This is a genomic window from Leucobacter tardus (assembly GCF_017583045.1).
GTDB classification, from domain to species: Bacteria; Actinomycetota; Actinomycetes; order Actinomycetales; family Microbacteriaceae; genus Leucobacter; species Leucobacter tardus.
In genome coordinates, this window is record NZ_JAGFBF010000005.1 from 1,076,157 (window position 1) to 1,101,203 (window position 25,047).

At 68.9% G+C, this 25,047-nt stretch carries 21 protein-coding genes and 2 riboswitches; of the genes, 12 read left to right on the plus strand and 9 right to left on the minus strand.

What is annotated here, in order from left to right:
• The first annotated feature begins 89 nt into the window (after positions 1-89).
• The gene (locus J4H85_RS12060) at positions 90-2,456 is read left to right on the plus strand and encodes an ATP-binding cassette domain-containing protein (protein WP_208239952.1); all 2,367 of its coding nucleotides are present in this window, start codon (positions 90-92) and stop codon (positions 2,454-2,456) included.
• A gap of 89 nt (positions 2,457-2,545) precedes the next feature.
• Here J4H85_RS12060 and ispG read toward each other — a convergent pair whose 3' ends face one another.
• Entirely contained in the window at positions 2,546-3,676 is a 1,131-nt protein-coding gene (gene ispG, locus J4H85_RS12065; protein WP_208240468.1) for a flavodoxin-dependent (E)-4-hydroxy-3-methylbut-2-enyl-diphosphate synthase, read from the minus strand.
• Positions 3,677-3,777: 101 nt separating this feature from the next.
• Here ispG and J4H85_RS12070 point away from each other — a divergent pair, with 101 nt between their 5' ends.
• Positions 3,778-4,701, plus strand: coding sequence for a M15 family metallopeptidase (locus J4H85_RS12070; protein WP_208239954.1), 924 nt, complete (start codon positions 3,778-3,780; stop codon positions 4,699-4,701).
• Positions 4,702-4,714: 13 nt separating this feature from the next.
• Here J4H85_RS12070 and J4H85_RS12075 read toward each other — a convergent pair whose 3' ends face one another.
• From J4H85_RS12075 to J4H85_RS12085, 3 genes are read right to left on the minus strand one after another with little or no spacing between them, the layout of a single operon-like run.
• Complete coding sequence (locus tag J4H85_RS12075; protein ID WP_208239956.1) at positions 4,715-6,190, minus strand: M50 family metallopeptidase; 1,476 nt, start codon at positions 6,188-6,190, stop codon at positions 4,715-4,717.
• Between the two features lie 51 nt (positions 6,191-6,241).
• The gene (gene dxr / locus J4H85_RS12080) at positions 6,242-7,324 is read right to left on the minus strand and encodes a 1-deoxy-D-xylulose-5-phosphate reductoisomerase (RefSeq protein ID WP_208239958.1); all 1,083 of its coding nucleotides are present in this window, start codon (positions 7,322-7,324) and stop codon (positions 6,242-6,244) included.
• 30 nt (positions 7,325-7,354) lie between these two features.
• A complete protein-coding gene (locus J4H85_RS12085; protein WP_208239960.1) occupies positions 7,355-8,362 on the minus strand; it encodes an FKBP-type peptidyl-prolyl cis-trans isomerase in 1,008 nt (335 codons plus the stop codon).
• Here J4H85_RS12085 and J4H85_RS12090 point away from each other — a divergent pair.
• A complete protein-coding gene (locus tag J4H85_RS12090) occupies positions 8,346-9,155 on the plus strand; it encodes a lysophospholipid acyltransferase family protein (RefSeq protein ID WP_243893626.1) in 810 nt (269 codons plus the stop codon). The genes J4H85_RS12085 and J4H85_RS12090 overlap by 17 nt on opposite strands.
• On the opposite strand, the gene rsmI is transcribed toward J4H85_RS12090, so the two are convergent.
• Positions 9,152-9,970 carry a 16S rRNA (cytidine(1402)-2'-O)-methyltransferase gene (gene rsmI, locus J4H85_RS12095; RefSeq protein ID WP_208239962.1) on the minus strand — a complete coding sequence of 273 codons (819 nt, stop codon included), beginning with the start codon at positions 9,968-9,970 and terminating at the stop codon, positions 9,152-9,154. The two genes, J4H85_RS12090 and rsmI, sit on opposite strands and share 4 nt — an antisense overlap.
• 54 nt (positions 9,971-10,024) lie before the next feature.
• Here rsmI and J4H85_RS12100 point away from each other — a divergent pair, with 54 nt between their 5' ends.
• The 7 genes from J4H85_RS12100 (at position 10,025) to J4H85_RS12130 (ending at position 16,829) form a co-directional block, all read left to right on the plus strand.
• A complete protein-coding gene (locus tag J4H85_RS12100) occupies positions 10,025-10,939 on the plus strand; it encodes a DsbA family protein (protein WP_208239964.1) in 915 nt (304 codons plus the stop codon).
• Positions 10,936-12,267: an MFS transporter gene (locus J4H85_RS12105; protein ID WP_307863650.1), complete on the plus strand. Its 1,332-nt coding sequence runs from the start codon at positions 10,936-10,938 to the stop codon at positions 12,265-12,267. The genes J4H85_RS12100 and J4H85_RS12105 overlap by 4 nt, the downstream gene beginning before the upstream one ends.
• 73 nt (positions 12,268-12,340) lie before the next feature.
• Entirely contained in the window at positions 12,341-13,666 is a 1,326-nt protein-coding gene (locus J4H85_RS12110) for an aminotransferase class V-fold PLP-dependent enzyme (protein ID WP_208239966.1), read from the plus strand.
• Complete coding sequence (sufU, locus tag J4H85_RS12115; protein ID WP_208239968.1) at positions 13,663-14,133, plus strand: Fe-S cluster assembly sulfur transfer protein SufU; 471 nt, start codon at positions 13,663-13,665, stop codon at positions 14,131-14,133. Before J4H85_RS12110 ends, sufU begins: the two co-directional genes overlap by 4 nt.
• Before the next feature lie 158 nt (positions 14,134-14,291).
• Positions 14,292-15,572: a DUF4192 family protein gene (locus tag J4H85_RS12120; protein ID WP_208239970.1), complete on the plus strand. Its 1,281-nt coding sequence runs from the start codon at positions 14,292-14,294 to the stop codon at positions 15,570-15,572.
• A 102-nt stretch (positions 15,573-15,674) separates the two neighbouring features.
• The gene (locus J4H85_RS12125; RefSeq protein ID WP_208239972.1) at positions 15,675-16,448 is read left to right on the plus strand and encodes a gamma-glutamyl-gamma-aminobutyrate hydrolase family protein; all 774 of its coding nucleotides are present in this window, start codon (positions 15,675-15,677) and stop codon (positions 16,446-16,448) included.
• Between the two features lie 177 nt (positions 16,449-16,625).
• On the plus strand, positions 16,626-16,829 hold the full coding sequence (locus J4H85_RS12130; RefSeq protein WP_208239973.1) for a cold-shock protein: 204 nt from the start codon (positions 16,626-16,628) through the stop codon (positions 16,827-16,829).
• Between the two features lie 129 nt (positions 16,830-16,958).
• Here the strand turns inward: J4H85_RS12130 and J4H85_RS12135 are convergent, their stop codons facing one another.
• From J4H85_RS12135 to gcvP, 4 genes are read right to left on the minus strand one after another with little or no spacing between them, the layout of a single operon-like run.
• Entirely contained in the window at positions 16,959-18,386 is a 1,428-nt protein-coding gene (locus J4H85_RS12135) for an L-serine ammonia-lyase (RefSeq protein ID WP_208239976.1), read from the minus strand.
• A 54-nt stretch (positions 18,387-18,440) separates the two neighbouring features.
• Positions 18,441-18,815 (minus strand): glycine cleavage system protein GcvH, encoded by a 375-nt coding sequence (gene gcvH / locus J4H85_RS12140; RefSeq protein ID WP_243893627.1) that lies wholly within the window; start codon positions 18,813-18,815, stop codon positions 18,441-18,443.
• A 58-nt stretch (positions 18,816-18,873) separates the two neighbouring features.
• A complete protein-coding gene (gene gcvT / locus J4H85_RS12145) occupies positions 18,874-20,022 on the minus strand; it encodes a glycine cleavage system aminomethyltransferase GcvT (RefSeq protein ID WP_208239978.1) in 1,149 nt (382 codons plus the stop codon).
• Positions 20,019-22,838: an aminomethyl-transferring glycine dehydrogenase gene (gene gcvP, locus J4H85_RS12150; protein ID WP_425561477.1), complete on the minus strand. Its 2,820-nt coding sequence runs from the start codon at positions 22,836-22,838 to the stop codon at positions 20,019-20,021. Before gcvP ends, gcvT begins: the two co-directional genes overlap by 4 nt.
• 123 nt (positions 22,839-22,961) lie before the next feature.
• Positions 22,962-23,063: riboswitch (glycine riboswitch) on the minus strand.
• A riboswitch (glycine riboswitch) is annotated at positions 23,064-23,157 on the minus strand.
• Positions 23,158-23,393: 236 nt separating this feature from the next.
• Between gcvP and J4H85_RS12160 the strand changes: the two genes are divergently transcribed.
• The gene (locus tag J4H85_RS12160; RefSeq protein ID WP_307863653.1) at positions 23,394-24,407 is read left to right on the plus strand and encodes a TIGR00730 family Rossman fold protein; all 1,014 of its coding nucleotides are present in this window, start codon (positions 23,394-23,396) and stop codon (positions 24,405-24,407) included.
• A gap of 9 nt (positions 24,408-24,416) precedes the next feature.
• Positions 24,417-25,007, plus strand: coding sequence for a histidine phosphatase family protein (locus J4H85_RS12165; RefSeq protein WP_208239982.1), 591 nt, complete (start codon positions 24,417-24,419; stop codon positions 25,005-25,007).
• Positions 25,008-25,047: the final 40 nt, after the last annotated feature.

A 25,047-nucleotide genomic window follows, 5' to 3' on the forward strand; every position in this document is an offset into this window, starting at 1 on the left:
GGTACCGACTCCCCGGTCCCCGCGACCCGAATCGCGAGATCACGATCCCCGGGGTTCGGATGTCGGCATTCCGCATTACTCTGTTCAGCATGAGCGATGAGCACAGTGCAGTCCATCCCGCAGACGGCCACACGACGATCGTGGTCTCGGGCGCGCGCGCGCACAATTTGAAAGACATCAGCGTCGAGATCCCGAAGCGACGGCTCACCGTGTTCACCGGCGTGTCCGGCTCGGGCAAGAGCTCCCTCGTGTTCAGCACGATCGCCGCGGAGTCGCAGCGGCTCATCAATGAAACCTACAGCGCGTTCCTCCAGGGGTTCATGCCGTCGCAGAGCCGGCCGGATGTCGATGTACTCGAAGGACTGACGACCGCGATCATCGTCGATCAAGAGCGCATGGGTGCGAATCCTCGCTCCACCGTCGGCACGGCGACCGACGTGAACGCGATGCTGCGCATCGTGTTCTCGCGCATCGGCGACCCGCATGTCGGCCCACCGAACGCGTTCTCGTTCAACACGGCGTCGATCTCGGGGGCGGGTGCCGTGCAGTTCGAGAAGGACGGCAAGGTGGTAAAGGAGCGACGCGACTTCGCGATTCTCGGCGGCATGTGCCCGAAGTGCGAGGGCCGCGGCACCGTCTCCGACTTCGATCTCGACGAGCTCTACGATGCCGACAAGACTCTGACCGAGGGCGCGCTGAAGGTCCCCGGGTTCAGCATGGACGGCTGGTACGGACGCATTTTCGGGGCGCTGCTGCCGATGGACACACCGATTCGCGATTTCACCGAGCAGCAGCTCAACGACCTGCTGTACAAGGAACCGACGAAGGTGAAGATCGAGGGCTCCAATCTGACCTACGAGGGGCTGATCCCGCGCGTCCAGAAGTCGATGCTGTCGAAGGATCGGGAGGCGATGCAGAAGCACATCCGGGCCTTCGTGGATCGCGCGATCGTCTTCACCTCGTGCCCCGCGTGCGACGGCACGCGCCTGAACGAGTCGGCCCGTTCGGCGCAGGTCAACGGTCTGAACATCGCCGAGGCGAGCGCGTTGCAGATCACCGATCTCGCCGAGTGGGTGCGCGGCATCGACGACCCCGGCCTCGCTCCCCTCATCGCGAACCTGTCGCACACGCTCGATTCCTTCGTGCAGATCGGGCTCGGGTATCTGAGCCTCGACCGCCCGTCCGGCAGCCTGTCGGGCGGCGAATCGCAGCGCACCAAGATGATCAAGCACCTCGGGTCGTCGATCACGGATGCGACGTACGTGTTCGATGAGCCGTCGATCGGCCTGCACCCGCACGACATCCAGAACATGAACGAACTCCTCCTGCGGCTGCGCGACAAAGGCAACACGGTGCTCGTCGTCGAGCACAAGCCCGAGATGATCGGGATCGCCGACCACGTCATCGACCTCGGCCCCCTCGCGGGCTCGGCGGGCGGCGAGGTGTGCTTCACCGGGACCGTGGACGGCCTCCGCTCGAGCGGCACGCTGACCGGACGGCACCTCGATGACCGCGCGTCGCTGAAGGACACCGTCCGTGAAGCGACCGGATCGATCGAGGTGCGCGGCGCCGACCAGCACAACCTGCAGGGTGTCGACGTCGATGTGCCGCTCGGGGTGCTCACCGTCATCACGGGCGTCGCCGGGTCGGGCAAGAGCTCGCTCATCCACGGGAACGTCTCGACGCGTGACGGCGTCGTCGCCGTTGATCAGGGGGCGATTCGCGGATCGCGCCGGTCCAACCCCGCGACGTACACCGGGCTGCTCGACCCGGTGCGCACGGCGTTCGCGAAGGCGAACGGCGTGAAGCCGGCCCTGTTCAGCGCGAACTCGGAGGGCGCGTGCCCCGAGTGCAAGGGAGCCGGGGTCATCTACACCGAGCTCGGCGTCATGGCGACGGTCGAATCCACCTGCCCCGTGTGCGAGGGGCGACGGTTCAACGACGCGGTGCTCGAGTACACCCTCGGCGAGCTGAGCATCGCCGATGTGCTCGAACTCTCGATGAGCGAGGCGCGCGACTTCTTCGCCTCGGCCGAAGCGAGGGTAACGAAAGCGGTGAAGATCCTCGACAAGCTCGTCGATGTCGGCATCGGCTACATCAAGCTCGGTCAGCCGCTCTCCACCCTGTCGGGCGGCGAGCGCCAGCGGCTGAAGCTCGCGATCCACATGATCGAAGACGCCGACACGTACGTGCTCGACGAGCCGACCACCGGGCTGCACCTCGCCGATGTGCAGCACCTGCTGGCCCTCCTCGACCGACTGGTCGACGCCGGCAAGTCGGTGATCGTCATCGAGCATCATCAAGCCGTGATGGCTCATGCCGACTGGATCATCGACCTCGGACCGGGAGCCGGTCAGCAGGGCGGCCGTGTCGTGTTCGCGGGCACACCGTCCGATCTGGTCGCTGAGCAGTCGACGCTCACTGGCGAGCACCTGGCGGCGTACGTGGGCGCGTAAGGCGGAGAGTCACCCGACGCCGAACGGCCGCCATCAGTTCGCGGTTGTCGGCCGAGCGCGACCGTCGTTTCACACGTCGGCGCAGCGGATCACGCCGTCACGACCTCCGGTGACCCGGTACCGCCTTCGTGTCCCATCTCGTCGGCGAGACGGTTCGCCTCGGCGATGAGCGTCGGCACGATCTCGGCCTCGGGCACCGTCTTGATGACCTCACCCTTGACGAAGATCTGACCCTTACCGTTGCCCGAGGCGACGCCGAGGTCGGCCTCGCGCGCTTCACCCGGACCGTTCACGACGCAGCCCATGACCGCGACGCGGAGGGGCACGCTCATGCCTTCGAGGCCGGCGGTGACCTGATCTGCGAGCGTGTAGACGTCGACCTGGGCACGGCCGCAGGACGGGCACGAGACGATTTCGAGCTTGCGCTCGCGCAAGTTCAGCGACTGCAGAATCTGCAAGCCGACCTTCACCTCCTCGACCGGCGGGGCCGACAGCGAGACGCGGATGGTGTCGCCGATGCCCTCCGAGAGGAGCACCCCGAACGCAGTCGCGCTCTTGATGGTGCCCTGGAACGCCGGACCCGCCTCGGTCACACCGAGGTGCAGCGGCCAGTCGCCGCGCTCCGCGAGCTGTCGGTACGCCTTCACCATGACGATGGGATCGTTGTGCTTCACCGAGATCTTGAAGTCGTGGAAGTCGTGCTCCTCGAAGAGCGACGCCTCCCACACGGCGCTCTCCACCAGGGCTTCCGGCGTGGCCTTGCCGTACTTCTGGAGGAGGCGCGGGTCGAGCGAACCGGCGTTCACGCCGATGCGCAGCGAGACGCCCGCGGCCTTGGCGCGCTTCGCGATCTCACCGACCTGGTCGTCGAACTTGCGAATGTTGCCGGGGTTCACACGAACGGCGGCACACCCCGCGTCGATCGCGGCGTAGACGTAGTTCGGCTGGAAATGGATGTCGGCGATAACCGGGATCTGGCTCTTCTTCGCGATGATAGGCAAGGCCTCGGCGTCGTCGCGACTCGGGCAGGCCACCCGAACGATGTCGCAGCCCGAGGCTGTGAGCTCGGCGATCTGCTGCAGCGTCGCGTTGATGTCCGTCGTCGGCGTCGTCGTCATGGATTGCACCGACACGGGGGCGGTACCGCCCACCTTCACCGTGCCGACCTGAATCTCACGGGACTTGCGTCGCGGAGCGAGCACCTCTGGAACCTTGGGCATTCCCAAATTGATAGCAGCCACGACGACGAGTGTAGTCGCCGCTCCTGTGACGGGCCCCGAGTACACTGTGAGCGGAGTACGCACGCGAAGGGAACTGTCGGATGTCGGGTGAGTCGCCACTGGGTTCGGAACACCAGCGTTTCACCCCGCCGCTGCCCGGATCGGACCTGCGTCGCCGTCCGGCCCGCCGCGCGCGACGCCGGCGCACGCTCATCGTCGCCGGTGCGGTCGCCGGAATCCTGGTGCTCGGCGCCGGCACCGCATCGGCGGTCGCCCTCACCACCGGACTCATCGGCGGTGACGACGCGGCAACTGCCGAACCGTCGCCCTCCGCACCGACGCCGGGCGCCACACCACCGAGCACCCCGACGCCTGAACCGACGCCGACACCGACACCGACCCCGACACCCGAGCCGACCGGGGCCGAGGCTCCGGAGGTCGACATCGACACCGCCGACTCGATCACCGTGGTCGTGAACAAGCAGCGCCCCCTCACCCCCATCGACTGGGCACCCGGTGACCTCGTGATGCCCGAGGGGATCCCGAACACGAACGGTCAGCCGATGCGGGCGGAGGCCGCCGCAGCACTGCAGACGATGTACGCGGAGGCGTCGGCCGCCGGACTCCCGTTCACCATCACGAGCGCCTACCGCCCCTACGACATGCAGGTCGGGCTCTTCGACGACTACGCCGCGCGCGACGGCGTCGAAGCCGCGGAGACCTACTCGGCGCGCGCCGGGCACTCCGAGCACCAGACCGGTCTGGCCGCGGACCTCGACGACGGCAGCGGCTGCGCGTTCATGGCGTGTTTCGGGGAGACTGCGACCGGCCAGTGGCTGCGGGATCACGCGCACGAGTACGGGTTCATCCTGCGATACCACGACGGTGCGGAATCGATCGTCGGCTACATCTACGAACCCTGGCACTTCCGCTACGTCGGCACCGACGTCGCCCAGGGCATGCACGATGCGGGCGAGCAGAACCTCGAGACCTACCTCGGGCTCGACCCGGCGCCCGGGTACTGAGCGGCCCCGATCGTCACCCGAAGATCGACACCGGTTTCACGATGTCGGCGTAGATGAGCAGCAGCGTCATGGCGCCGAGCACCACCACGACCGCGAAGGTGATCGGCACCATCTTGGCGGTGTCGACCGGTCCGGGATCCGGCTTGCGCCGCAACCGGGCCCACATGCGTTTCAGGCCCTCGTAAACGGCGCCGGCGACGTGGCCGCCGTCGAGCGGCATGAGCGGCACGAGGTTGAAGATGAAGAGCGCGATATTGACGTTGCCGAGCAGACCGACCACGAACTGCACGCGCTCGGCGACCGGCACCTGATCGGTGCTCACGACTTCACCGGCGATACGCCCGACGCCGACCACGCTGAGCGGTCCGTTCGGGTCGCGCTCCGCGCTGCCGAAGGCCGCGTTCCAGACGCCGACCATGCGCTGCGGCAGCTGGATGATGACGTTCACCATGCGGCCGGCGGCATCCCCGACCATCACGGGCACTTCGGTGATCGGCTGCCGCACGAGCTCGGCGGTCGGGGTCGCGCCGATCATACCGACCGACTCGGTGACGATGCGGCCGGCATCGTCTTCGACCGCGACGCCCTCCGCATCGACGACCGCCCGCTCGTTCGCTGCGGGCACCACCGAGACCGTCTCGGTCGCACCGTCGCGCTCGATCTCGAACCGCAGGTCCTGTCCGGGCGAATCGCTCACGATGCCGCGGAGCTGGTCCCAACCGGTGATCCGCGTTCCGTTGATGGCAAGCACCGTGTCCCCGGGCCGGAGACCGGCCGCGGCGGCGGGGGCCGCCGGGGCGTCGGCGGTGCACTCGGTCGCGTCGCTCGACGCCGAGACCAGGCACTCGTTGACGGCGCCCAGCGTGGTGGTGTTCTGCGGGGCACCGAAGCCGACGAGCACGATCGCGAAGCACACGAACGCCAGAATCAGGTTCATGAACGGGCCGCCGAGCATGACGACGACCTTCTTCCAGACCGAGAGGTTGTAGAAGGTGCGGTGCTCCTCGCCCGCAGCGATCGTCTCACCGCTCGCGAGTCGAGCATCGTCGACGAGGCCGCCGATCCCGGGCCTGGCACCCGGCTCGTCCATCCGATCGGGCTCGCCCGGTGCCGGGTCCGGATCCACGGGGCCCGACGTCAGCGTCGCGGTTCCCGGATCCCCGGCGACCGGCCTGGCCGGAGCCCCCTCCTGCACAACGGTGTTCAAGAACCCGGTGGTCGACGCCCGCGGCACCTCGCCAGGCTTGTGCGGCGGGTACATGCCGATCATCGCGATGTACCCGCCGAGCGGGATCATCTTCACGCCGTACTCGGTCTCGCCCTTGCGCCACGAGAACAGCGTCTTGCCGAAGCCGACCATGTACTGGGTCACCTTGACGCCGAAGAGCTTGGCGGGCACGAGGTGCCCCACTTCGTGCAGGCCGATCGAGACGATCAGCCCGACGAAGATGATGAGGATCCCCAGCACATAGAGCAAGACTTCGAGCACGCGGCCAGCGTAGTGCGGTGCCCTGTGCTTCGGCTGCGGGCGGCCCGGAGGTCAGCGCGCGGCGATGAGGAGCTGCGCGCGCTCGCGCGCCCAGCGTTCCGCTTCGGCGAGCGACTCGAGCGTGAGGTCGGCCGGAGCCTGGTGCGCGTCGAGCACTTCGTGCACGGCGTCGACGATGTCGAGAAACCCGATTCTGCCGTCATGGAAGGCGTCGACGGCCTCCTCATTCGCCGCGTTGTAGACGGCGGGATAGGTGAGGCGCGCCCGACCCACTTCTTTCGCCAGTGCGACGGCGGGGAACGCCTCCTCGTCGAGGGGCTCGAACGTCCACTCGGTGGCCTGCCGCCAGTCGAGCGGGGTGCCGATGCCGTGCAGACGGTTCGGCCAGGAGAGTCCGAGCGCAATGGGCAGCCGCATGTCGGGCGGTGATGCCTGCAGGATCGTCGATCCGTCGTGAAATTCGACCATGGAGTGGACGATCGACTGGGGATGCACGACGACGTCGATGTCGCTGTACGAGACCCCGAAGAGCAGGTGCGCCTCGATGACCTCCAGTCCCTTGTTCACGAGCGTGGCCGAGTTGGTGGTGACGACGCGCCCCATATTCCACGTCGGGTGTGCGAGGGCCTGCTCAGGGGTCACCGCGGCGAGTTCGGCGCGCGACCGCCCGCGGAACGGTCCCCCGGACGCGGTGACGACGAGGCGTCGCACCTCGCTCGCCGCACCCGAGCGGAGCGCCTGCGCGATCGCCGAGTGCTCGGAGTCGACCGGCACGATCTGGTCGGGCTTCGCGAGCCCGGTCACCAGGTCGCCGCCGACGATGAGCGACTCCTTGTTCGCCAGCGCCAGGGTGCGACCGGCGCGCAGCGCGGCGACCGTCGGCCCGAGACCGATGGACCCGGTGATGCCGTTCAGCACGACATCGGCCGGCACGTCCTGCACCAGCTGGGCTGCGGCCTCCGCACCGAACGCGAGGTGCTCGACGTTGAATTCGTCGGCCTGCTGCTGCACCCGATCACGACTGGTACCCGCCGCGAGCCCGACGACCTGGAACTTCGACGGGTTCTTGCGGACGACGTCGAGCGCCTGCTCGCCGATCGAACCGGTGGACCCGAGAATGACGATGCGCCTCATGCGCTCCACCCTATCGAGGCGCCACGGACCTCAGTCGGCGTGGACGACACCGACGATGTCGAGGACGAACACCATGACGTCGTCGGGCTCGTGCCCCTGCTGTTCCAGCGCGTCGGCGCCGTAGCCGCCCTGTTCCTGGTCGGCGGGGACCACGGAAATGACCTGCGAGCCGACGGTGTGCCCCTCGAGCGCCTCGGTGAATCCGCCGATCACACCGGTCGTCAGAAAGTCGGTCGGCGCGCCGCGGCTCCAGCTCGAGTCGAACTCTTCGCCGGTGCGCCAGATGACGCCGCGGTAGTTCACGTAGACCCGATCTCCCGGCTGCACCTCTTCGCCGTCGCCCTCGATGAGCGTCGCGGTCTCGAGCTCCGTCGGCGGGTCCGTGTCCTTCGGGATCGTAATGGTCGGCTCGCCGTTGTCAGCGAGCTCGACCGAGGGGAACCCGGCCGGCAGATCCTGCGCCTCGCCCTCCGCCTTCGGCAGCAGCTCGCCCTCGTCCGCGATCTTGCCCGGCTCGACCGACTCGACGTCGAACACCATGACGACGGCGTCGCCCGCTTCGAAGCCCTCGGGCATCGACTGCGCGCCGCCCATCGCTTCCTCGGCGGGCAGCGAGACGACCACGCGCTGTCCCGCGACGGCGCAGCGCACCGCTTCGTACGCGAAGGGGGCGAGCTGCTGCTCGCTGTTGACGATGGGCTGCCCGGCCGGTGAGTGCTCGACCAGATCGCCGGTGCGACCGTTGAAGAACGAGAGGGCCGCGGTGACGCCGGCGCCCTCGTCGGGCGAACGATCACCGTCGCCCTCGATGAGCACGGTTCGTTCGAGCTCGGTGGACTCGACCGGAGTGCCGCCCGTCATCTTCAAGTCGCCGCCGAAATCGCCTTCGACGGTGACGGACTCGCTCGCCGAACCCGACGGAGCGCAGTCCTCGCCGCTGGCGTCCGTGTTGTCGCCACCTCCCGAACCGCCGGCGCACGACGTCAGGAGGAGTGTCGCCGCGAGCGCGGCGGGGACGAGCATGCGAGAGCGATTCACGATCGAGGGGTTCCTCACGGTCGAGTGGCGACTGACGACACCGAGTCTGCCCCAGCCGTCTGGCTGGCAACTGTGTGCCGCCCGAGATTCCGACGAGGATCCGGACGGCGGTAGGCTCGGCACCATGTCGGCTGCGGTCTCACTCGCTCGTCCGGGTCCGGTGTTCGTCATCGGGCGGGCGCTGCTGCGACCCCTGCTCAAGCTGCGATTCCGCCCGGTGATCCGCGGAGCCGACCGGATTCCCGACAGCGGCCCTGTGCTGCTCGCGAGCAACCATCTGGCCGGTCTCGACACCGTGCTCATTCCCTCGTTCTCGACGCGCAAAGTACAGTTCCTCGCGAAGGAGTCGCTCTTCAAGCGCGGACTGCTGGGCTGGTTCTTCCGGCAGATCGGGGCGATCCCGGTGCACCGTGGTGCCGGATCCGTGGCCCAAGCGGCGCTCGACGCCGGCCGCGCCGTACTCGCCGACGGGCAGGTCTTCGCGGTGTTCCCGGAGGGCAGCCGGTCCCGGGACGGCCGCCTGTACCGCGGTCGCGGCGGGGCGGCGTGGATGGCGCTCGCCACCGGAGCGACGGTGATCCCGGTGGGGCTGATCGGCACGAATCGGCGGCTGCGGAACCCTCGGACGGGGCGTGCGCCGCGCGTCGAGGTGCGCTTCGGGGCACCGGTCGAGCTCGCGGATCTCGCGGACCTGCCGAGCGGGCGGGCACGACGAGAGGCGACCGCGCGCATCATGGCCGCGATCCACGCCCTCACCGGCCAGGAGCTCGCCGAAGGCTACGCCCAGCACTAGGGGCGCGACGCGAGCGCCGCGGCGTAGAGCTCCCGACTCGACTGCCCGGATGCGGCGGCGACGGCGCGCGTCGCATCCTTCAATCGTTCGCCGCTCGCGACCAGCGCCTGCACCTCGGCGAGCGCGGTCTCGGGCGACACCGATCGCTCCGGCGCTCCGCCGACGACCACGACGATCTCGCCGCGCACCCCGTCGGCGGCCCAAGCGGCCAGCTCTTCCAGTGACCCGCGACGCACCTCCTCGTGCAGCTTGGTGAGCTCGCGGCAGATGGCGGCGGGGCGTTCCGGTCCGAACGCGGCGGCGAGCGCCGTGAGCGTTGCGGCGAGACGGGTCGGGGCTTCGAAGAACACCAGCGTGCGCCGCTCATCGGCGAGGACGCCGAGGAAGCGATCCCGCTCCCCCGCTTTCCGTGAGAGGAACCCCTCGAAGGCGAACCGGTCGGTCGGCAGACCCGACACGGCGAGCGCCGTGATGACCGCGCTCGGACCGGGGATCGCGGTCACCTCGACTCCCTGCTCGGCAGCCAGCTGCACGACGCGGAACCCCGGGTCCGAGACGGTCGGCGTCCCGGCGTCGCTCACGAGCACGATGTCTTCCGTTCGCGCCCGATCGACGAGTTCGGCCGCGCGCTCGTGCTCGTTGTGATCGTGAAGCGCGAGCAGTTCCGGTCGCGCATCGATGCCGAGGAGCCGCAGCAGCTTCGCGGTCGTGCGGGTGTCCTCCGCCGCGATGACGGCGGCGCCCGCGAGGGTGTCGCGGAGCCGGGTGGACGCGTCACCGAGGTTGCCGATCGGCGTGGCCGCGAGCAGAATCATGCCCCCATCGTACGCGGGTGCACCCGACCGTCCCGCAGCTGGGAGAATGGGAGCATGACCGATCCCACCCCGCACGATCCGCACGCTCACTACACTCCGGTGGATCGCAGCGTGCCGCAGCCCGGGCAGGGCGGCTCGTCGCGCAAGGTGACGATCTGGACGGTCGCCGCGATTCTCGCGCTCGCGTTCACCGCGTTCTGCGTGTTCCTGGTGATGTCGCGACTCGACGATCAGCCGTCCGAGGCCGACGGCGTCGAGTGGCCGGCGAACATGCGCACGGGCGGCATCCTGTTCGAGAGCGGATCGGGCGGTCTCACGCCGGTGCGCTCGGACGCCCCGCAGGCGGGGGCCGTGCCCGAACCGGTGGAGGCCGATCGCGCGAGCGGCCCGCTCGATATCCAGCTGTACGTGGACTACCGATGCCCGGCCTGTGCCGCATTCGAGCTGGAGAACGCGGCACTGCTCGAGGAGGCCGTGACGAACGGCGACGCGACGCTCGAGGAGGCCGTGACGAACGGCGACGCGACGCTCGAGGTCCGTCCGATGACGTTCCTCGACGACGACACGCAGTACTCGTCGCGGGCCGCGGGCGCGGTCGCGTGCGTCGTGGACGGCGAACCGGAGCTCGCCTGGAACGCGCATACCGCGCTCCTCGATCCGCGCATCCAGCCCGGACACGAGGATCCGGGCCTTGAGAACGACGAGATCGTCGGCGTGATCGAGCGCGCCACGGGTGAACTGGACGGCGCGACGCGATCCTGCATCGAGGACGAGCGTTTCGCCCCGTTCGCGCAGGCGCTGAACGCGTGGGCGTCGAGCACGCCGATCGTCGAAGCGGATGACGCCGACGCCACGGTCGCGCACACCCCGTTCGTCATCGCCGGCGGCGCCGTCTACGAGGGCGAAGCCAGCGACGGAGACGCGTTCGCCGCGTTCCTCGCCGAGCAGGGTCTGCAGGGGGCGCGGTGAGCGGCAGCACGCAGCGCGCGGCGGCGACCCGGCAAGCGGATGACGGCCCGTCGCTCGTCTCTCTGACCGGAGCAGGCTACTTCCCGCTCGCCCTGATCGCGCGGTTCCCATTCGCCATGATGGTGGTCGGCGTGCTGACGCTCGTCGTGTCCGCGCGCGGGTCCGTCGAGCTCGGCGGACTCGCCTCGGCGTCGGTCGGCATCGGTTCGGCGCTCATCGGCCCCCTGGTGGGCGCGGCGGCCGACCGCTTCGGACAGCGGCCGACGCTGCTCGTGACGGCGATCGCGAACAGCATCGCGCTCGGTGCGCTCGCCTGGATCGCCTACAGTCCGCTCGACGTGTGGGCGGTCTTCGCCGTGTCGTTCCTCGTGGGCGCCTCGGGGCCGCAGACGTCGCCGATGTCGCGATCGCGACTCGTGATGATCATCAAGACCGCGATGCCGTCGAAACGCCGCCCCCGCACGCTCAGCGCCACCCTCGCGTACGAGTCCGCAGCCGACGAGGTCGTCTTCGTCTTCGGACCGGTGATCGTCGGGCTGCTCGCCACCTTCTTCGGCGCCTGGGCGCCCATCGCCGCGGCCGCGGCGCTGACCCTCGTATTCGTCGTGGCGTTCGCCCTGCACCGCACGAGCGCACCGCCGAAGACCGCGGCCGAGCGCGCGGCGACCCTCGCACCGGCTCGCGAACTCGCGCGGCCGGAGCTGCTCGTCACGGTGTTCGGCATCTTCTGCGTCGGCCTCGTCTTCGGCACCACGCTCACCGCGCTCACCGCCCTCACGCAGGATCTCGGGAGCCCCGAGAGCGCCGGCCTCTTCTACGGCATCATGGGCCTCGGCTCGGCGATCCTCGCCATCAGCGTCGTCTGGTTCTCACCGCGCTTCACGCTGCGGTACCGGTGGCTCGTCTTCGTCGTCTTCATCCTCGCCGGGCAATTCGTCATGGCGAGCGGCGGCGGACTCGGCTCGGTGGCTCTCGGACTCGGGATCACCGGCATCGGCATCGGCCCGCTCCTCGTCACGCTCTACAGCTTCGGCACCCACCGCAGCCCCGAGGGGCGCTCGGCCACCGTCATGACGATGCTCGGTTCAGGGGTCATCGTGGGCCAGTCGGGAGCGTCCGCCCTGACCGGGTTCGTCGCGGAGCAGATCGGCACGGACACGGCCATGTGGCTCCCCGCCGGCGCCGGCGCGCTCGCCGCGATCGCCGGACTCATCAACTGGGTGCTGACGCCATCGGGCTTCGAACCGTCGCCCCACACCGCCACCGTCGAGGTGCAGGTGCCCGAGTCCGTGGACCGCGTCGACGCCCCGGGGCGCGCACAGGAATAGACGACGCCGTCGTCCCGTTGACGGGAGTGTGAGCGGGGCACGACCCCGCCCGGTCGGCAACGCTCGTGAGAGAATGGATGGTATGCCGGAAAACGCGATCGATCAGTCCGAGGTGTCGCAGCTGCGGGCGGCGTTCCCCTACTTCGCGGGTCTCCCGCAGTCGGGTGCCGTCGCCTACCTCGATGCCGCAGCGACCTCGCAACGCCCGGCGTCGGTGCTCGACGCTGAACGCGCCTTCCTCGAGCGAGCGAACGCCGCGGTGCACCGCGGGACGAGTCAGGCCGTCGGGTCGGCCACCGAGCAGTTCGAGCGGGCGCGCGCGCTCGTCGCCGACTTCCTGGGCGCCCCGTCGAGCGACCAGATCGTCTGGGCCGAGAACGCCACCGATGCCCTCAACCTCGTCGCGCTCGGCATCGCCGAGGCGACCGCGGCCGTGCGTACCGGTGACGCCTCGCTCGGTGTCGACGGGTCCGAGCGATTCGCGCTCGAGGCCGGCGACGAGATCCTCATCACCGAAGCCGAGCACCACGCGAACCTCATCCCGTGGCAGCGCCTCGCGGCGAAGACCGGGGCGACGCTACGCTGGATCCCCGCCCGTGAAGACGGCACCTGGACCCTCGACGATGCCAGGCAGGCGCTCACGCCGCGCACCCGGATCTTCGCCTTCGCTCACGTCTCCAATGTGACCGGCATGCTCGCGCCCGTCGCCGATCTCGTCGCCCTCGCGCGCGAGGTCGGCGCCATCACGGTGCTCGACGCGTGCCAGTCGGTGCCGCACCTGCCGGTCGACTTCGCCGAACTCGGTGTCGATTTCGCGGCCTTCTCGGGTCACAAGATGCTCGGCCCGAACGGGATCGGCGTGCTGTACGGCCGAGCCGAACTGCTGTCGGCGCTGCCGCCGGCGCGCACCGGCGGGTCGGCGATCACCCGGGTCACGATGGAGCGCGCGGAGTTCATGCCGCCCCCCATGCGGTTCGAGGCGGGCACGCAGCCGGTCTCGCAGGCGGTCGGTCTCGGCGCGGCGACGGAGTTCCTCACCGCCGTCGGCATGCAGCGCACCGCGGCGCGCGAACACGAACTCGTCGAGCGACTGATCGCCGGCATCACCTCGACCCCTGGCCTCCGACTGCTCGGACCCGCCGATCCCGCCGAACGCGTCGCGCTCGCCTCGGTCGTCGTCGAGGGGGTGCACGCGCACGACGTCGGGCAGTTCCTCGACGAGCAGGGCGTGCTCGTCCGCGTCGGCCACCACTGCGCCCAGCCGCTGCACCGAGCGCTCGGCATCACGTCGAGCACCCGTGCGAGCGTGCACGTCACGACGACGGAGGACGAGGTCGATCGCTTCGTCGATGCCGTCCGCGGCGCCCAGCGGTACTTCGGAGCGGAGGTCGCCCGATGAGCGGTCTCGACAGCCTCTATCAAGAGCTCATCCTCGACCACTCGCGCCGCCCGATCGGCAAGGGCGAACTCGCCGCAGACGCGAGCGCACTCACCGCGTCGCATCACGAGTTCAACCCGAGCTGCGGCGACGAGATCGACGTGCGCATCGCGGTCGACCCCGACACCGGCAAGATCGACCAGCTCGCCTGGCAGGGTCAGGGATGCTCGATCTCGATGGCCTCGGCCTCCGTGCTCGCCCAGCTCGTGCGCGACGAAGAGATCGACCTCGCAGAGGCGCAGCGACGCATCGACGCTTTCCGCGAGATGATCCAGACCCGTGGCGAGTCGGAACCCGACGAGGACCTCCTGGGCGACGCGATCGCCTTCCAGGGCGTCTCCAAGTTCGTGATGCGCGTGAAGTGCGCCATGCTCGGCTGGGTCGCGCTCGAAGCCGATCTGCGGCACATCGAAGCGCAGCGGGCCTAGGCGGACTTCGCCGACGAGGCAGGTCACCCGTCGTCGCGCGCACCGTGCTCTGCTCGACGCTTTGGGTCCACTCGTCCACAAGCTGATTCGTTGCGAGAACGTCGCGCGCGCGTGGGGATAAGACATCTCACGTGTGTCGCGGGCATGAGGATCGTTGCATGCCCGAACCTGCATCAGACTCTCGCCCCGTTGCCCGTGCGGTTCCCGGCTCGCCGGAAACGCGTCCCCGCTCGCGCGGAACTCGCACGGGGTCCGCGTGCGCCACGATTTCTCCCGAGCCGACCGTTCTCCACTGCTCGTCGAGCGCCGACTTTCTCGCCGCGCTTCCGCTGCTCACCGGATTCACCGCAGACGACAGTCTCTTCGTGGTCTTCTTCAGCGGGCGGCGTGCCGGACGCGCCATGAGAATCGACCTTCCTGATCGGGAGGACCCGCACACGATCCGACCGCTGCTCGACCTCCTGTCCGACCGACTCCGTGCGATCTCGCGTCGCGACGGGCTGACCGCCGGTGCCGGGATCGTCATCTGCACGACACAGACGTTCGCCGCTGCCGGAGGCACCCCGCACCGGCGACTCGCGCACCGCATCGAACGCCGGCTTCGCCGCGACGGGTACCCGCTGCGAGACTTCTGCTGCCTGGCGCCCGACGGGAGGGCGAGCTTCTTCGACGCCAACACGCCCAGCGGCGGCCGTCCCCTCCGCGAGATCACCGAGAGTGATATCCGTCGGAACGCCATCGACCAGATGCGCACCGATCTGAACGCTCCCGTTCCGCTGCGCGAGATCGGCACCCTTCCGTCCGTCGAGCCCGAGCGACGCCGAACGCTCGCCGCCGTGCTCGACGGTCCGCATCTTCCGGGGCCCGACGAGCCCTCCCCACTCACCCCGGGCCCCGGAAGCCTCACCGACGAGGCGGCGATCCGCGCCGATGCCGCATGCTTCGACGAGCGCCTCGACACCGCCGTCCCCGGCACAGATGCGGAGAGTGCCCGCCTCCTGCAGGCGCTTGCGAGCCCCGAACGCTGGTTCGTATTGTTCCTGACGGTGCTGGCGCCCGCAGCCGTGGTGCCCGACCTCTGCGCAGACCTCCCGGGCGACAATCGTCAGCACCTCACCCTCGATATCGACGCCCCCGGCCGGCGTTCGCCGTCCAGCGGCTGGTCGGTCGCCCGCATGGTCACGGCGGTGCCCGCGGAGGCACTCGACTTCGAGCGACTCCGCACCGCCTGTCGCGTGGTCGCAGACCTCGCGAGCGCAGCGCCGAGCACCTGGCGCAGCGGTCCGCTCGCGTTACTCGCGCTGCTCTGGTGGATGCGTGGTCTGCAGAGCATCGCCGAGCAGCACCTGGTCGCGCTGCAGAGCGAACCCGGCTCCGACTCCGCACTCGCCCGCATGGTCACCCGCATCGTTCGCGACTCGGCCCCACCCGGCTGGTGATGCACCCGCGTAGCACTCCGTCACATTCCTGCGCTCCAGAGAGATCTTCGAAACCATAGGAACGCAGGCACATCCGGTATCGCGTAGCTCGGGGAGGTTCAGATGGGACATCACACACGCGTCGCGCTGATCCACGTGAGCGACCACCGCCCGGCGGCACCCGCCTACCAGCGCCTCGCCGACAGCCTCAACCGTCGCGCCCTGCGCACCCTCCGTGCTCACGGGTACGACCCCACCGTGCACGCCGCGGGAGACGCGTCCATCGCCACCTCGCTCACGGCGGCGCGCGATGCGGACCTCATCGTGCTCATGGGCGGGGAAGACATCCACCCGAGCTTCTACGCCGGAGCGCACGACTACCCGCGTTCCGGGGTGCACAACATCCACGCCGATGACGCGCAGATCAGTCTCGTGCGCGACGCCGTCGACCGCGGTACCCCGCTCCTCGGCATCTGCCGCGGTCACCAGATCATCAACGTCGCACTCGGTGGCGATCTCGTGCAGCACCTGCCGCAGGACGGAGCGCACCGCCTCGACCTGCCGCACGGTTCCAAGAAGTACAGCTTCACTCCGCACCGGGTGCAACTGCACGACTCCGACTGGGCCGATGCCATCGATGCAGCGGACCCCGTGCAGAGCTCGCACCACCAGGCCGTCGGGCGACTCGGCACCGGCCTCGCGGCCGTCGCGACAGCCCACGACGGCGTCGTCGAAGCGATCGCTCACATTGACGCCCCCGTACTGGGGGTACAGTGGCATCCCGAGCACCCGGCCGCTCCCGCGCGCCAGCTCACGCAGCTCGTCGATGGGCTCGCTGATCGCGCAGGGCGAAACTCGATCCACCCTCATTTGCGCAACCCCCGCGTGGCGGCATGAGAAGTGGGATAGGCTGGTCGCAGGCATTCAGGTAGTACTCGTAGTAAACGCCGGCCGTGGGAATCTCAGTACTTGTATTGAGGCGAGCACGTCAGCCTCCACGTCGGCAACGTCGCCGTGGCACACCAAGATCATCGGCGGAACCCCGTCGGTGTGCAATACGCAAGGAAGTACAGCATGGCCACTGGCACCGTGAAATGGTTCAACTCCGACAAGGGCTTCGGCTTCATCGCCCCCGATGACGGCTCGGGCGACGTGTTCGCGCACTTCAGCGCGATCTCGGGCTCCGGCCGCCGCGATCTCTTCGAAGAGCAGCGCGTCGAGTTCGACGTCGAGCAGGGCCAGAAGGGCCTGCAGGCAGCGAACATCCGCGCCATCTAAGACGCGGAACCGCGCACACCCTGCGCACGAAACGGGCGGAACCTTTCACGAGGTTCCGCCCGTTTCGTCATTTCCCCGCGCGACCGAGCGCGCGTCCCTCTCCAGAGTGTTCCCGTCGGACGAGCCCGCTCAGCACTCCACCACATTGACCGCGAGACCGCCCATCGCGGTCTCCTTGTACTTGTCACTCATGTCCTTGCCGGTCTCACGCATCGTAATGATGACCTCGTCGAGGCTGACGTGATGCTCGCCGTCGCCCATCAACGCCATCTTCGCCGCATTGATCGCCTTCGAGGCCGCGATCGCGTTCCGCTCGATGCACGGAATCTGCACCAGACCCCCGATCGGATCGCACGTGAGCCCGAGGTTGTGCTCCATCGCGATCTCGGCCGCGTTCTCCACCTGCGACGGCGTGCCACCCAGAATCTGGGCCAGGCCCGCAGCCGCCATCGACGATGCGGAACCGACCTCGCCCTGGCACCCCACCTCGGCACCCGAGATGGACGCCTGCTCCTTGTACAGCACACCCACCGCTCCCGCGGCGAGCAAGAACTCGGCGACCACGCGCAGACGCTCCTCCCGCGTCCACTCGTACGCGCCCGGCGTGTAATGAGTGGCGTAGAACAGCACGGCGGGAATGATGCCGGCAGCACCGTTCGTCGGTGCGGTCACCACCCGACCACCTGAAGCGTTCTCCTCGTTCACCGCCATCGCGACGAGGTTGACCCACTCCTGCCAGAAGATCGGGTTGCGGTCGGGGTCGGTCTCGCTGAGCTTCCGATGCCACTCCGGGGCACGACGGCGCACATTGAGCCCGCCGGGAAGCGGACCCTCCCGGGTGAGCGCGGCGTCCTTGCACTCCTCCATGACCTCCCAGATGTGCACGAGGCCGGCGCGTACCTCGTCTTCGGGTCGCAGCGTCAGTTCGTTCTCGAGCATCACCCGCGCAATACTCATGTCGTTCTCAGCGCAGTGCGCGAGCAGCTCCCTGCCCGTCGTGAAGGCGAACGGCAGCTCGGCGAGGGTCGTCTCGAGATTCTCGAGCACGGCCTCTTCCGCCCCCTCGCGCACGATGAACCCGCCGCCGACCGAGAAGTAGGTCTGCTGCTCGAGCGTTTCCCCCGCCTCGTCGAACACGGTGAATCGCATGCCGTTGGTGTGCCGCTCGAGCACGGTCAACGGACGCAGCACCATGTCGTTCACGGAGAACGGCAACTCGACACCGCCCGCTCCCCCGCTGTCGGCGGCGAGCTCCGCCCCCAGCCGCACCGTTCCCGACTCGGTGATGCGTGCGAGTGCACGATCCACCTCGGTGGGCAGGATCGTCTCGGGCTCGTATCCCTCGAGTCCGAGCAGCACCGCCGTGAAGGTGCCGTGCCCGAGGCCGGTGGCCGCGAGCGAGCCGTAGAGATCGACTCCGAGGCCGCGCACCTGCCCGAGCACACCGTTCTTGCGCAGCATGCTCACGTACTGCTGCGCAGCGCGCATCGGACCGACGGTGTGCGAACTCGACGGTCCGATACCGACGGAGAACAAATCGAAGACACTGATCGCCATTGCTCAGTCCTGTTCTGCGATTCGGGTGACAGATGCCTGCCGGAGCGAGCCCGGCTAGACCTCTTCGCCGTTCGCTTCGGCGTACTCGGCGGCGGAGAGGAGCGGACCCTCTGCGGACACGGCGACCTTGAAGAGCCATCCGGCGCCGTACGGATCCGAGTTGATGACAGCCGTGTCGTCGACCACGCTCTCGTTGATCTCGGTGACTTCGCCCGTGACGGGGGCGTACAGATCGGAGACCGACTTCGTCGACTCGATCTCACCGCAGGTCTCACCTGCGGTCACGGTGTCACCGACTTCGGGAAGATCGACGTAGACGACGTCGCCGAGAGCGTTCGCCGCGACGTGCGTGATGCCGACGGTCGCGGGGTCGCCCGCGGCGACCCACTCGTGCTCGGCGCTGTACTTGAGATCGGTGCTGAGTGCCATGATGTTCCTTCGGTGAGAGCGTGGTGAGAAAGGGAAATGGGTGCGGACGCGAACCGGATCAGCCGGCTGCGCCGCGGCGGTAGAACGGGAGCTCGACGACCTCGAACGGCTGCGGCTTGCCGCGCAGATCGATATCGAGCCGGGTGCCCGGAGCGGCGTGCGATGCGTCGACGTACGCCAACGCGATCGGCACGCCCAGCGTCGGGCTCGGCTGCCCGCTGGTGACGACACCGACCACCGTCGGCTCCGCGTCGCCTTCGACGGGCAGTACGACGTCGTAGCCTCCGCGTCCGGCACGACGACCGAGTCCCCGCAACCCGACGAGCGTGCGCCGCTCCGTCTGCTCGCGCGCCGCCTCGAGTGCCGTTCGCCCCACGAAATCCTCGGGCTTCGTGAGCGACACGACCGGGCCGAGCCCCGCGTCGAACGGGGTGATGTCCCGGCTGAGCTCGTTGCCGTACAGCGGCATTCCTGCCTCGAGACGCAGCGAGTCGCGCGAGGCGAGCCCGGCGGGAACCAGCCCGTGCGTCTGCCCGGCGGCGAGCAGCGCGCGCCAGAGTTCCGGGGCCTCGGCGTTGCCGAGGTAGATTTCGAACCCGTCCTCGCCGGTGTACCCGGTGCGGGCGAGCAGCACCGGCGTTCCGGCGAGCACCGCGGGCTCGGCGGCGTAGTACTTGAGCCTGTCGAGCAGGGGACGCTGATCCGGATGGATGATCTCCGCGAGGATCGCCACCGCGTTCGGTCCCTGAACCGCGATCAGACTGGTCTCGGCCGACTCGTCGGACACCGTGACGTCGAAGCCGGAGGCGCGCTCCTGCAGTGCCGCGAACACGGCGGGCGCATTGCCGGCATTCGGCACCACGAGGTATTCGGTCTCGCCCAGACGATATGTGATGAGATCGTCGATGATGCCGCCGTCCTCGGCGCAGATGAGGGAGTACTTCGCGCGGCCGATGGCGACGCGGGACAGATTGCCCGCCAGCGCCGAGTTCAAGAACGTCGCGGCATCAGGGCCCGTGACGCGCACCTCGCCCATGTGCGAGAGATCGAACAGGCCCGCCGCCCCGCGAACGGCTCGATGCTCCTCGAGCTCAGAGCCGTACTTCAAGGGCATGTCCCATCCGCCGAAGTCGGTGAACGAGGCACCGAGCGCCGCGTGCTCATCGTGCAGCGCGGTGTGCCGCGGCGTCTGCGTGGTCGCGCTCATCGATCCGCTCCGTCCATGGCGTCGGCCGCCGGTTCGAACGCCTCGGGCGGCGGGCAGGAGCAGACCAGGTTGCGATCCCCCGCAGCCCCGTCGATGCGCCCGACCGGCGGGAAGTACTTGTCGACCCGGAGTCGCGGCACGGGGAACGCGCCCTGCTCGACGGAGTAGGCGCGATCCCAATCGCTCGACACGACAGCGGCAGCGGTGTGCGGCGCGAGGCGCAGCGGGGAGGTCTCGAGCGTGAAGTCGCCAGCTGCGACCTGCTCGATCTCGGCCCGGATCGCGACCATCGCCTCGATGAAGCGCTCGATCTCGCCGAGATCCTCCGATTCGGTCGGCTCGACCATCAGCGTGCCCGCGACGGGGAACGCGAGTGTCGGCGCGTGGAAACCGAAGTCGATGAGCCGCTTCGCGACGTCCTCGGCGGTGACGCCGGTGCGCTGCGTCAGCTCGCGCAGGTCGAGGATGCACTCGTGCGCGACGAGTCCCCCGCGACCGGTGAAGAGGATCGGGAAGTGATCGCGCAGACGCGCCGCCAGGTAGTTGGCGCTGAGCAGAGCGGTCTTCGTGGCCTGGGTGAGCCCATCGGCACCGAGCATCGCGATGTACGCCCACGAGATCGGCAGCACTCCCGCCGACCCGAAGAGCGTCGACACCACCGGCACGCCGTCGCGCGCCGTGTAGGCGCCCGAGTCGGCCGCGGTCACCGGGTCGCCCGGCAGGAACGGCAGCAGATGTTCGGCGACCGCGACCGGTCCGACGCCGGGGCCGCCACCGCCGTGCGGGATCGCGAACGTCTTATGCAGGTTCAGGTGCGACACATCGCCGCCGAACTCTCCGGGCTTCGCGAGCCCGACGAGCGCGTTCATGTTGGCGCCGTCGATGTAGACCTGGCCGCCGGCCGCGTGCACGCGCTCGCAGACCTCGCGCACGTCGGCGTCGTACAGGCCATACGTCGAGGGGTACGTGATCATGATGGCGGAGATGCGACCCGCGTTCGCCTCGATCTTCGCGTCCAGGTCGGCGAGGTCGATCGTGCCGTCATCGGCGTTCGAGACGACGATGACGCGCATGCCGGCGAGCACTGCGGAGGCAGCGTTCGTTCCGTGCGCCGAAGCTGGGATCAGACAGACGTCGCGTTCGGCGTCGCCGTTGGCCTCGTGGTAGCCGCGGATCGCGAGCAGCCCGGCGTACTCGCCCTGCGAGCCCGCGTTCGGCTGCAGCGAGATGCCGGCGTAGCCGGTGATCTCCACCAGCCGCGCCTCGAGATCCGCGATGAGCGTGCGCCATCCGCGGCTCTGGTGCTCGGGAACGTAGGGGTGAATCCCGGCGAACTCCGGCCACGAGATCGACTCCATCTCGGCCGTCGAGTTCAGTTTCATGGTGCAGGACCCGAGCGGGATCATGGTGCGGTCGAGGGCGAGATCGCGCCCCGACATGCGTCGCAGGTAGCGGAGCATCTGCGTCTCGCTCCGGATCGAATTGAAGATCGGATGCGACAGGTACTCGCTCTCACGGGTGAGCGCCGCGTCGAACGCGAGGTCGCCGGGCGAGGCGGGATCCGGATCACCGGCCCCGAAGACGCCGACCACCGTCGAGACCACCGCGTCGGTCGTCTTCTCATCGGTGGAGATGCCGACGGTGTCGGCGTCGATGCGCCGGAAATTGATGCCCGCCTCTTCTGCGCGCGCGAGCACCTCGTCCGCCCGACCGGGCACCGATACGACGACCGTGTCGAAGAAGGACTCGTGTCGCACCGCCTCCCCTGCCGCCCCGAGTGCGGCGGCAATGGTGCGCGCGTGGGCATGGGTGCGCTCGGCGATCGCGCGCAGCCCGCTCGGTCCGTGGTAGACGGCGTACATCGACGCGGTGATCGCGAGGAGCGCCTGCGCCGTGCAGATGTTGCTCGTCGCCTTCTCGCGGCGAATGTGCTGCTCACGGGTCTGCAGAGCGAGGCGGTACGCGGGGGTCCCGGCGTCGTCGGCGGAGACGCCCACGAGGCGACCCGGCAGGGAACGCTCGAGTCCCTTGCGGATGGCCATGAACGCGGCGTGCGGACCGCCGAAGAAGAGCGGCACCCCGAAACGCTGCGAACTGCCCACCGAGATGTCGGCGCCCTGCTCGCCCGGAGGAGTGATGAGCGTGAGCGACAACAGGTCGGCGACGACCGTGACGAGGGCGCCGCGATCCTTCGCCGCTGCAATGACCTCGGAATGATCGGCGACCAGACCGTCGTTGCCCGGCTGCTGCAGCACGATGCCCGAGATGTCGCCCTCGGGCAGGCCCGCACTCAGGTCTGCGACCTCGACCTCGAAGCCGAGCGCTTCGGCACGCCCGCGGATCACCGCGATCGTCTGCGGAAACAGGTTCTGGTCGACGACGGTCTTAGCGTCGCCCTTCTTCTTGTTGCCGCGGCGCATGAGCAGCACCGCCTCCGCGGCAGCCGACGACTCGTCGAGCAGCGACGCATTCGCGATCGGCAGCGCCGTCAGATCCGACACCATCGTCTGGAAGTTGAGCAGCGCCTCGAGGCGGCCCTGCGAGATCTCGGGCTGATACGGGGTGTACGCCGTGTACCAGGCCGGGTTCTCGAGCACCTTGCGCAGGATGATCGGTGGAGTGATCGTGTCGGAGAAGCCCTGGCCGATCATCTGCGTCCGCAGCACGTTCTGATCCGCGAGCCGGCGCAGCTCTTCGAGCACGCCCTGCTCGGACAGCGCAGCCGGGAGATCGAGCGCGTCGGCGGCGCGAATGTCGGCCGGCACCGCGGCATCGACCAGTGCATCGAGGTCGTCGTAGCCCAGCTCGCCGAGCATCCGCTCGAGGTCTTGAGGGGTGGTGACGCCGATGTGGCGGTCAGTGAATGTGGTGGTCTTCGGGGTGATACTCACGAGGATCTCCTAGATGGTGCCGCCGGTGGACCAGCGGACGGTCGGGATCCTCCCCGCTCTGTGATGGGACCTGAGAGATTCCGGCACCGAGCCTCGGCTCGATACGTTTGCACCGTCGGTGAGCGCTCGCGCGCTGCTTTTCAGAGTGGCCGCGCTGCAACGGTACGGGTGCCTGAGAGATTCCCGGGGAGGGTTTGCTCCTACGGCGCCGAAGGCGGGCTTCGAACTCTCCCGCTGCAGCTTGGTAGCCGATATTCACATGTGGATCCGAGTCTAACCCACGCTCAGAGCGGGCACCACCGGCCCGGGCCGCGGGTGGCGCCGCGGGTGGCACCGCGGGTGGCACCGCTCGAGTGCGGCATTCTGTGCGGAATACCAGCGGATACTGCACAGAATCCCGCACTCAACGGCGGGGAAGGGCAGGCGCGGCGCGGCACGCGGCCGGGCGTCACCGTGTCCTCGACGGGGTAGCGTGGAGGGGTGAGTGACGCGACAACAGACCCCGGACCGCAGAACCGCACGATCGAGGTGAGCGCCGTTGTCATTCGCGACGGCGCGGGGCGCGTGCTCAACGTACGGAAGCGCGGCACGCGGGCCCTCATGCTGCCGGGCGGCAAGCCGGAGTCGGCCGAGGATCCGCGGGACACGGCGATCCGCGAGTTCCGTGAGGAGCTCGGCATCGACCTCGATCCGCTGCAGCTGCGCGGGCTGGGCACCTTCATCACCGATGCGGCCAATGAACCCGGCCATCGACTCGTCGCGCACGTATTCGAGCATCCGTACGTCGCCGTCAGCCGCCCGATGGCCGAGATCGACCATCTCGAATGGGTGGATCCAGGAGCGGACGCAGGGCCGATCCCCCAGGCGCCGCTCAACACGGAGCACGTCTACCCCGAGCTCGTGCGTCGAGACGTGGACGGGGCGCTGCCGCAACGCATCACGGTGTTCACGGGCTCCTCGTCTGGAGCCTCACCCCGGTTCGCGGAGATCGCGTCCGACTTCGGTGCCGCCCTCGCGGAGCAGGGTATCGGTCTGGTCTACGGTGGCGGACATGTCGGCCTGATGGGTGTCGTGGCCGACGCGACGCGGCAGGGCGGCAGCGAAGTCGTGGGCGTGATCCCCCAGGGGCTCGTCGATCGCGAGCTCGCACACCCGAACATCGACCGCATCGAGGTCGTCGCGGACATGCACGAGCGCAAGCACCGCATGGCGGCGCTCGGTGACGCCTTCGTCGCGCTGCCAGGCGGACCCGGCACCCTCGAGGAGTTCTTCGAAGCACTCACTTGGATGCAGCTCGGCATTCACAATCGTCCGGTGGCGCTGCTGAACTCGGGCGGGTTCTGGGATGCGCAGCTGCGCATGCTCGACGACATGGTCGAGCACGGCTTCATGGCCCGGGAGTTCCGAGAGCGCATCGTGGTCGCGGAGACTCCCGCCGGCCTGTTCGCGAGCCTCCGCGAGTGGCGCCCGCCGCGCGCGAAGTGGCAGAAGTAGGCTGGGGGTATGGAACTCGCGCTGATCCGCCACGGGCAAACGGACTGGAACCTTGACGAGCGTGTGCAGGGGCGCACCGATATCCCGTTGAACGAGACCGGCCGGGAGCAGGCGCGCACCGCCGCTGAACTGATTCGCGCCGACGGGGCGGACTGGGATCTGATCCTCAGCTCGCCGCTGCAGCGCGCCCGCGAGACCGCCGAGATCATCGCCGAGGCGACCGCGGTGCCGTTCGGCGGCGTCGTCGACGGCTTGATCGAGCAGAACTTCGGTGAGGGTGAGGGCATGGTCGTCGCCGAGTTCTACGACCGCTGGCCGAACCGCGACTTCCCCGGTGGCGAGCACGACGACGAACTCGGCGCGCGCGGTGTGCGCACGCTCGACGAGATCGTCGGTGCGCATCCCTCGGGCACCCGGGTTCTGGCGGTCTCGCACGGGTCGCTCATTCGCGGCACCATCGCACGGCTGATGCGCACGCCGTACAAGCAGGTGCCGCGGTTGGACAACACGTCCATCTCGCTCTTCGCCCACGACGAGGACTGGCGGGTCGTCACCATCGGTGGCGTATCGGTCGCGGAAGCGATCCCGACGACGGTCTGACGGGCCAGGCGCGGGGTCCGCGCTCCTGGTATCCTGCTGG

Bases quoted from the DNA above. Each gene is read 5' to 3' on its own strand.
- J4H85_RS12090 (WP_243893626.1), top strand. From the start codon at position 8,346: ATGCGAGAGCGATTCACGATCGAGGGGTTCCTCACGGTCGAGTGGCGA.
- J4H85_RS12135 (WP_208239976.1), bottom strand. From the start codon at position 18,386: ATGGCGATCAGTGTCTTCGATTTGTTCTCCGTCGGTATCGGACCGTCG.
- J4H85_RS12130 (WP_208239973.1), top strand. From the start codon at position 16,626: ATGGCCACTGGCACCGTGAAATGGTTCAACTCCGACAAGGGCTTCGGC.
- gcvH (WP_243893627.1), bottom strand. From the start codon at position 18,815: ATGGCACTCAGCACCGATCTCAAGTACAGCGCCGAGCACGAGTGGGTC.
- gcvT (WP_208239978.1), bottom strand. From the start codon at position 20,022: ATGAGCGCGACCACGCAGACGCCGCGGCACACCGCGCTGCACGATGAG.
- sufU (WP_208239968.1), top strand. From the start codon at position 13,663: ATGAGCGGTCTCGACAGCCTCTATCAAGAGCTCATCCTCGACCACTCG.
- rsmI (WP_208239962.1), bottom strand. From the start codon at position 9,970: ATGATTCTGCTCGCGGCCACGCCGATCGGCAACCTCGGTGACGCGTCC.
- J4H85_RS12100 (WP_208239964.1), top strand. From the start codon at position 10,025: ATGACCGATCCCACCCCGCACGATCCGCACGCTCACTACACTCCGGTG.
- J4H85_RS12070 (WP_208239954.1), top strand. From the start codon at position 3,778: ATGTCGGGTGAGTCGCCACTGGGTTCGGAACACCAGCGTTTCACCCCG.
- J4H85_RS12110 (WP_208239966.1), top strand. From the start codon at position 12,341: ATGGATGGTATGCCGGAAAACGCGATCGATCAGTCCGAGGTGTCGCAG.
- J4H85_RS12125 (WP_208239972.1), top strand. From the start codon at position 15,675: ATGGGACATCACACACGCGTCGCGCTGATCCACGTGAGCGACCACCGC.
- ispG (WP_208240468.1), bottom strand. From the start codon at position 3,676: ATGCCCAAGGTTCCAGAGGTGCTCGCTCCGCGACGCAAGTCCCGTGAG.
- J4H85_RS12060 (WP_208239952.1), top strand. From the start codon at position 90: ATGAGCGATGAGCACAGTGCAGTCCATCCCGCAGACGGCCACACGACG.
- J4H85_RS12120 (WP_208239970.1), top strand. From the start codon at position 14,292: ATGCCCGAACCTGCATCAGACTCTCGCCCCGTTGCCCGTGCGGTTCCC.
- J4H85_RS12165 (WP_208239982.1), top strand. From the start codon at position 24,417: ATGGAACTCGCGCTGATCCGCCACGGGCAAACGGACTGGAACCTTGAC.
- gcvP (WP_425561477.1), bottom strand. From the start codon at position 22,838: ATGCTCGGCGAGCTGGGCTACGACGACCTCGATGCACTGGTCGATGCC.
- dxr (WP_208239958.1), bottom strand. From the start codon at position 7,324: ATGAGGCGCATCGTCATTCTCGGGTCCACCGGTTCGATCGGCGAGCAG.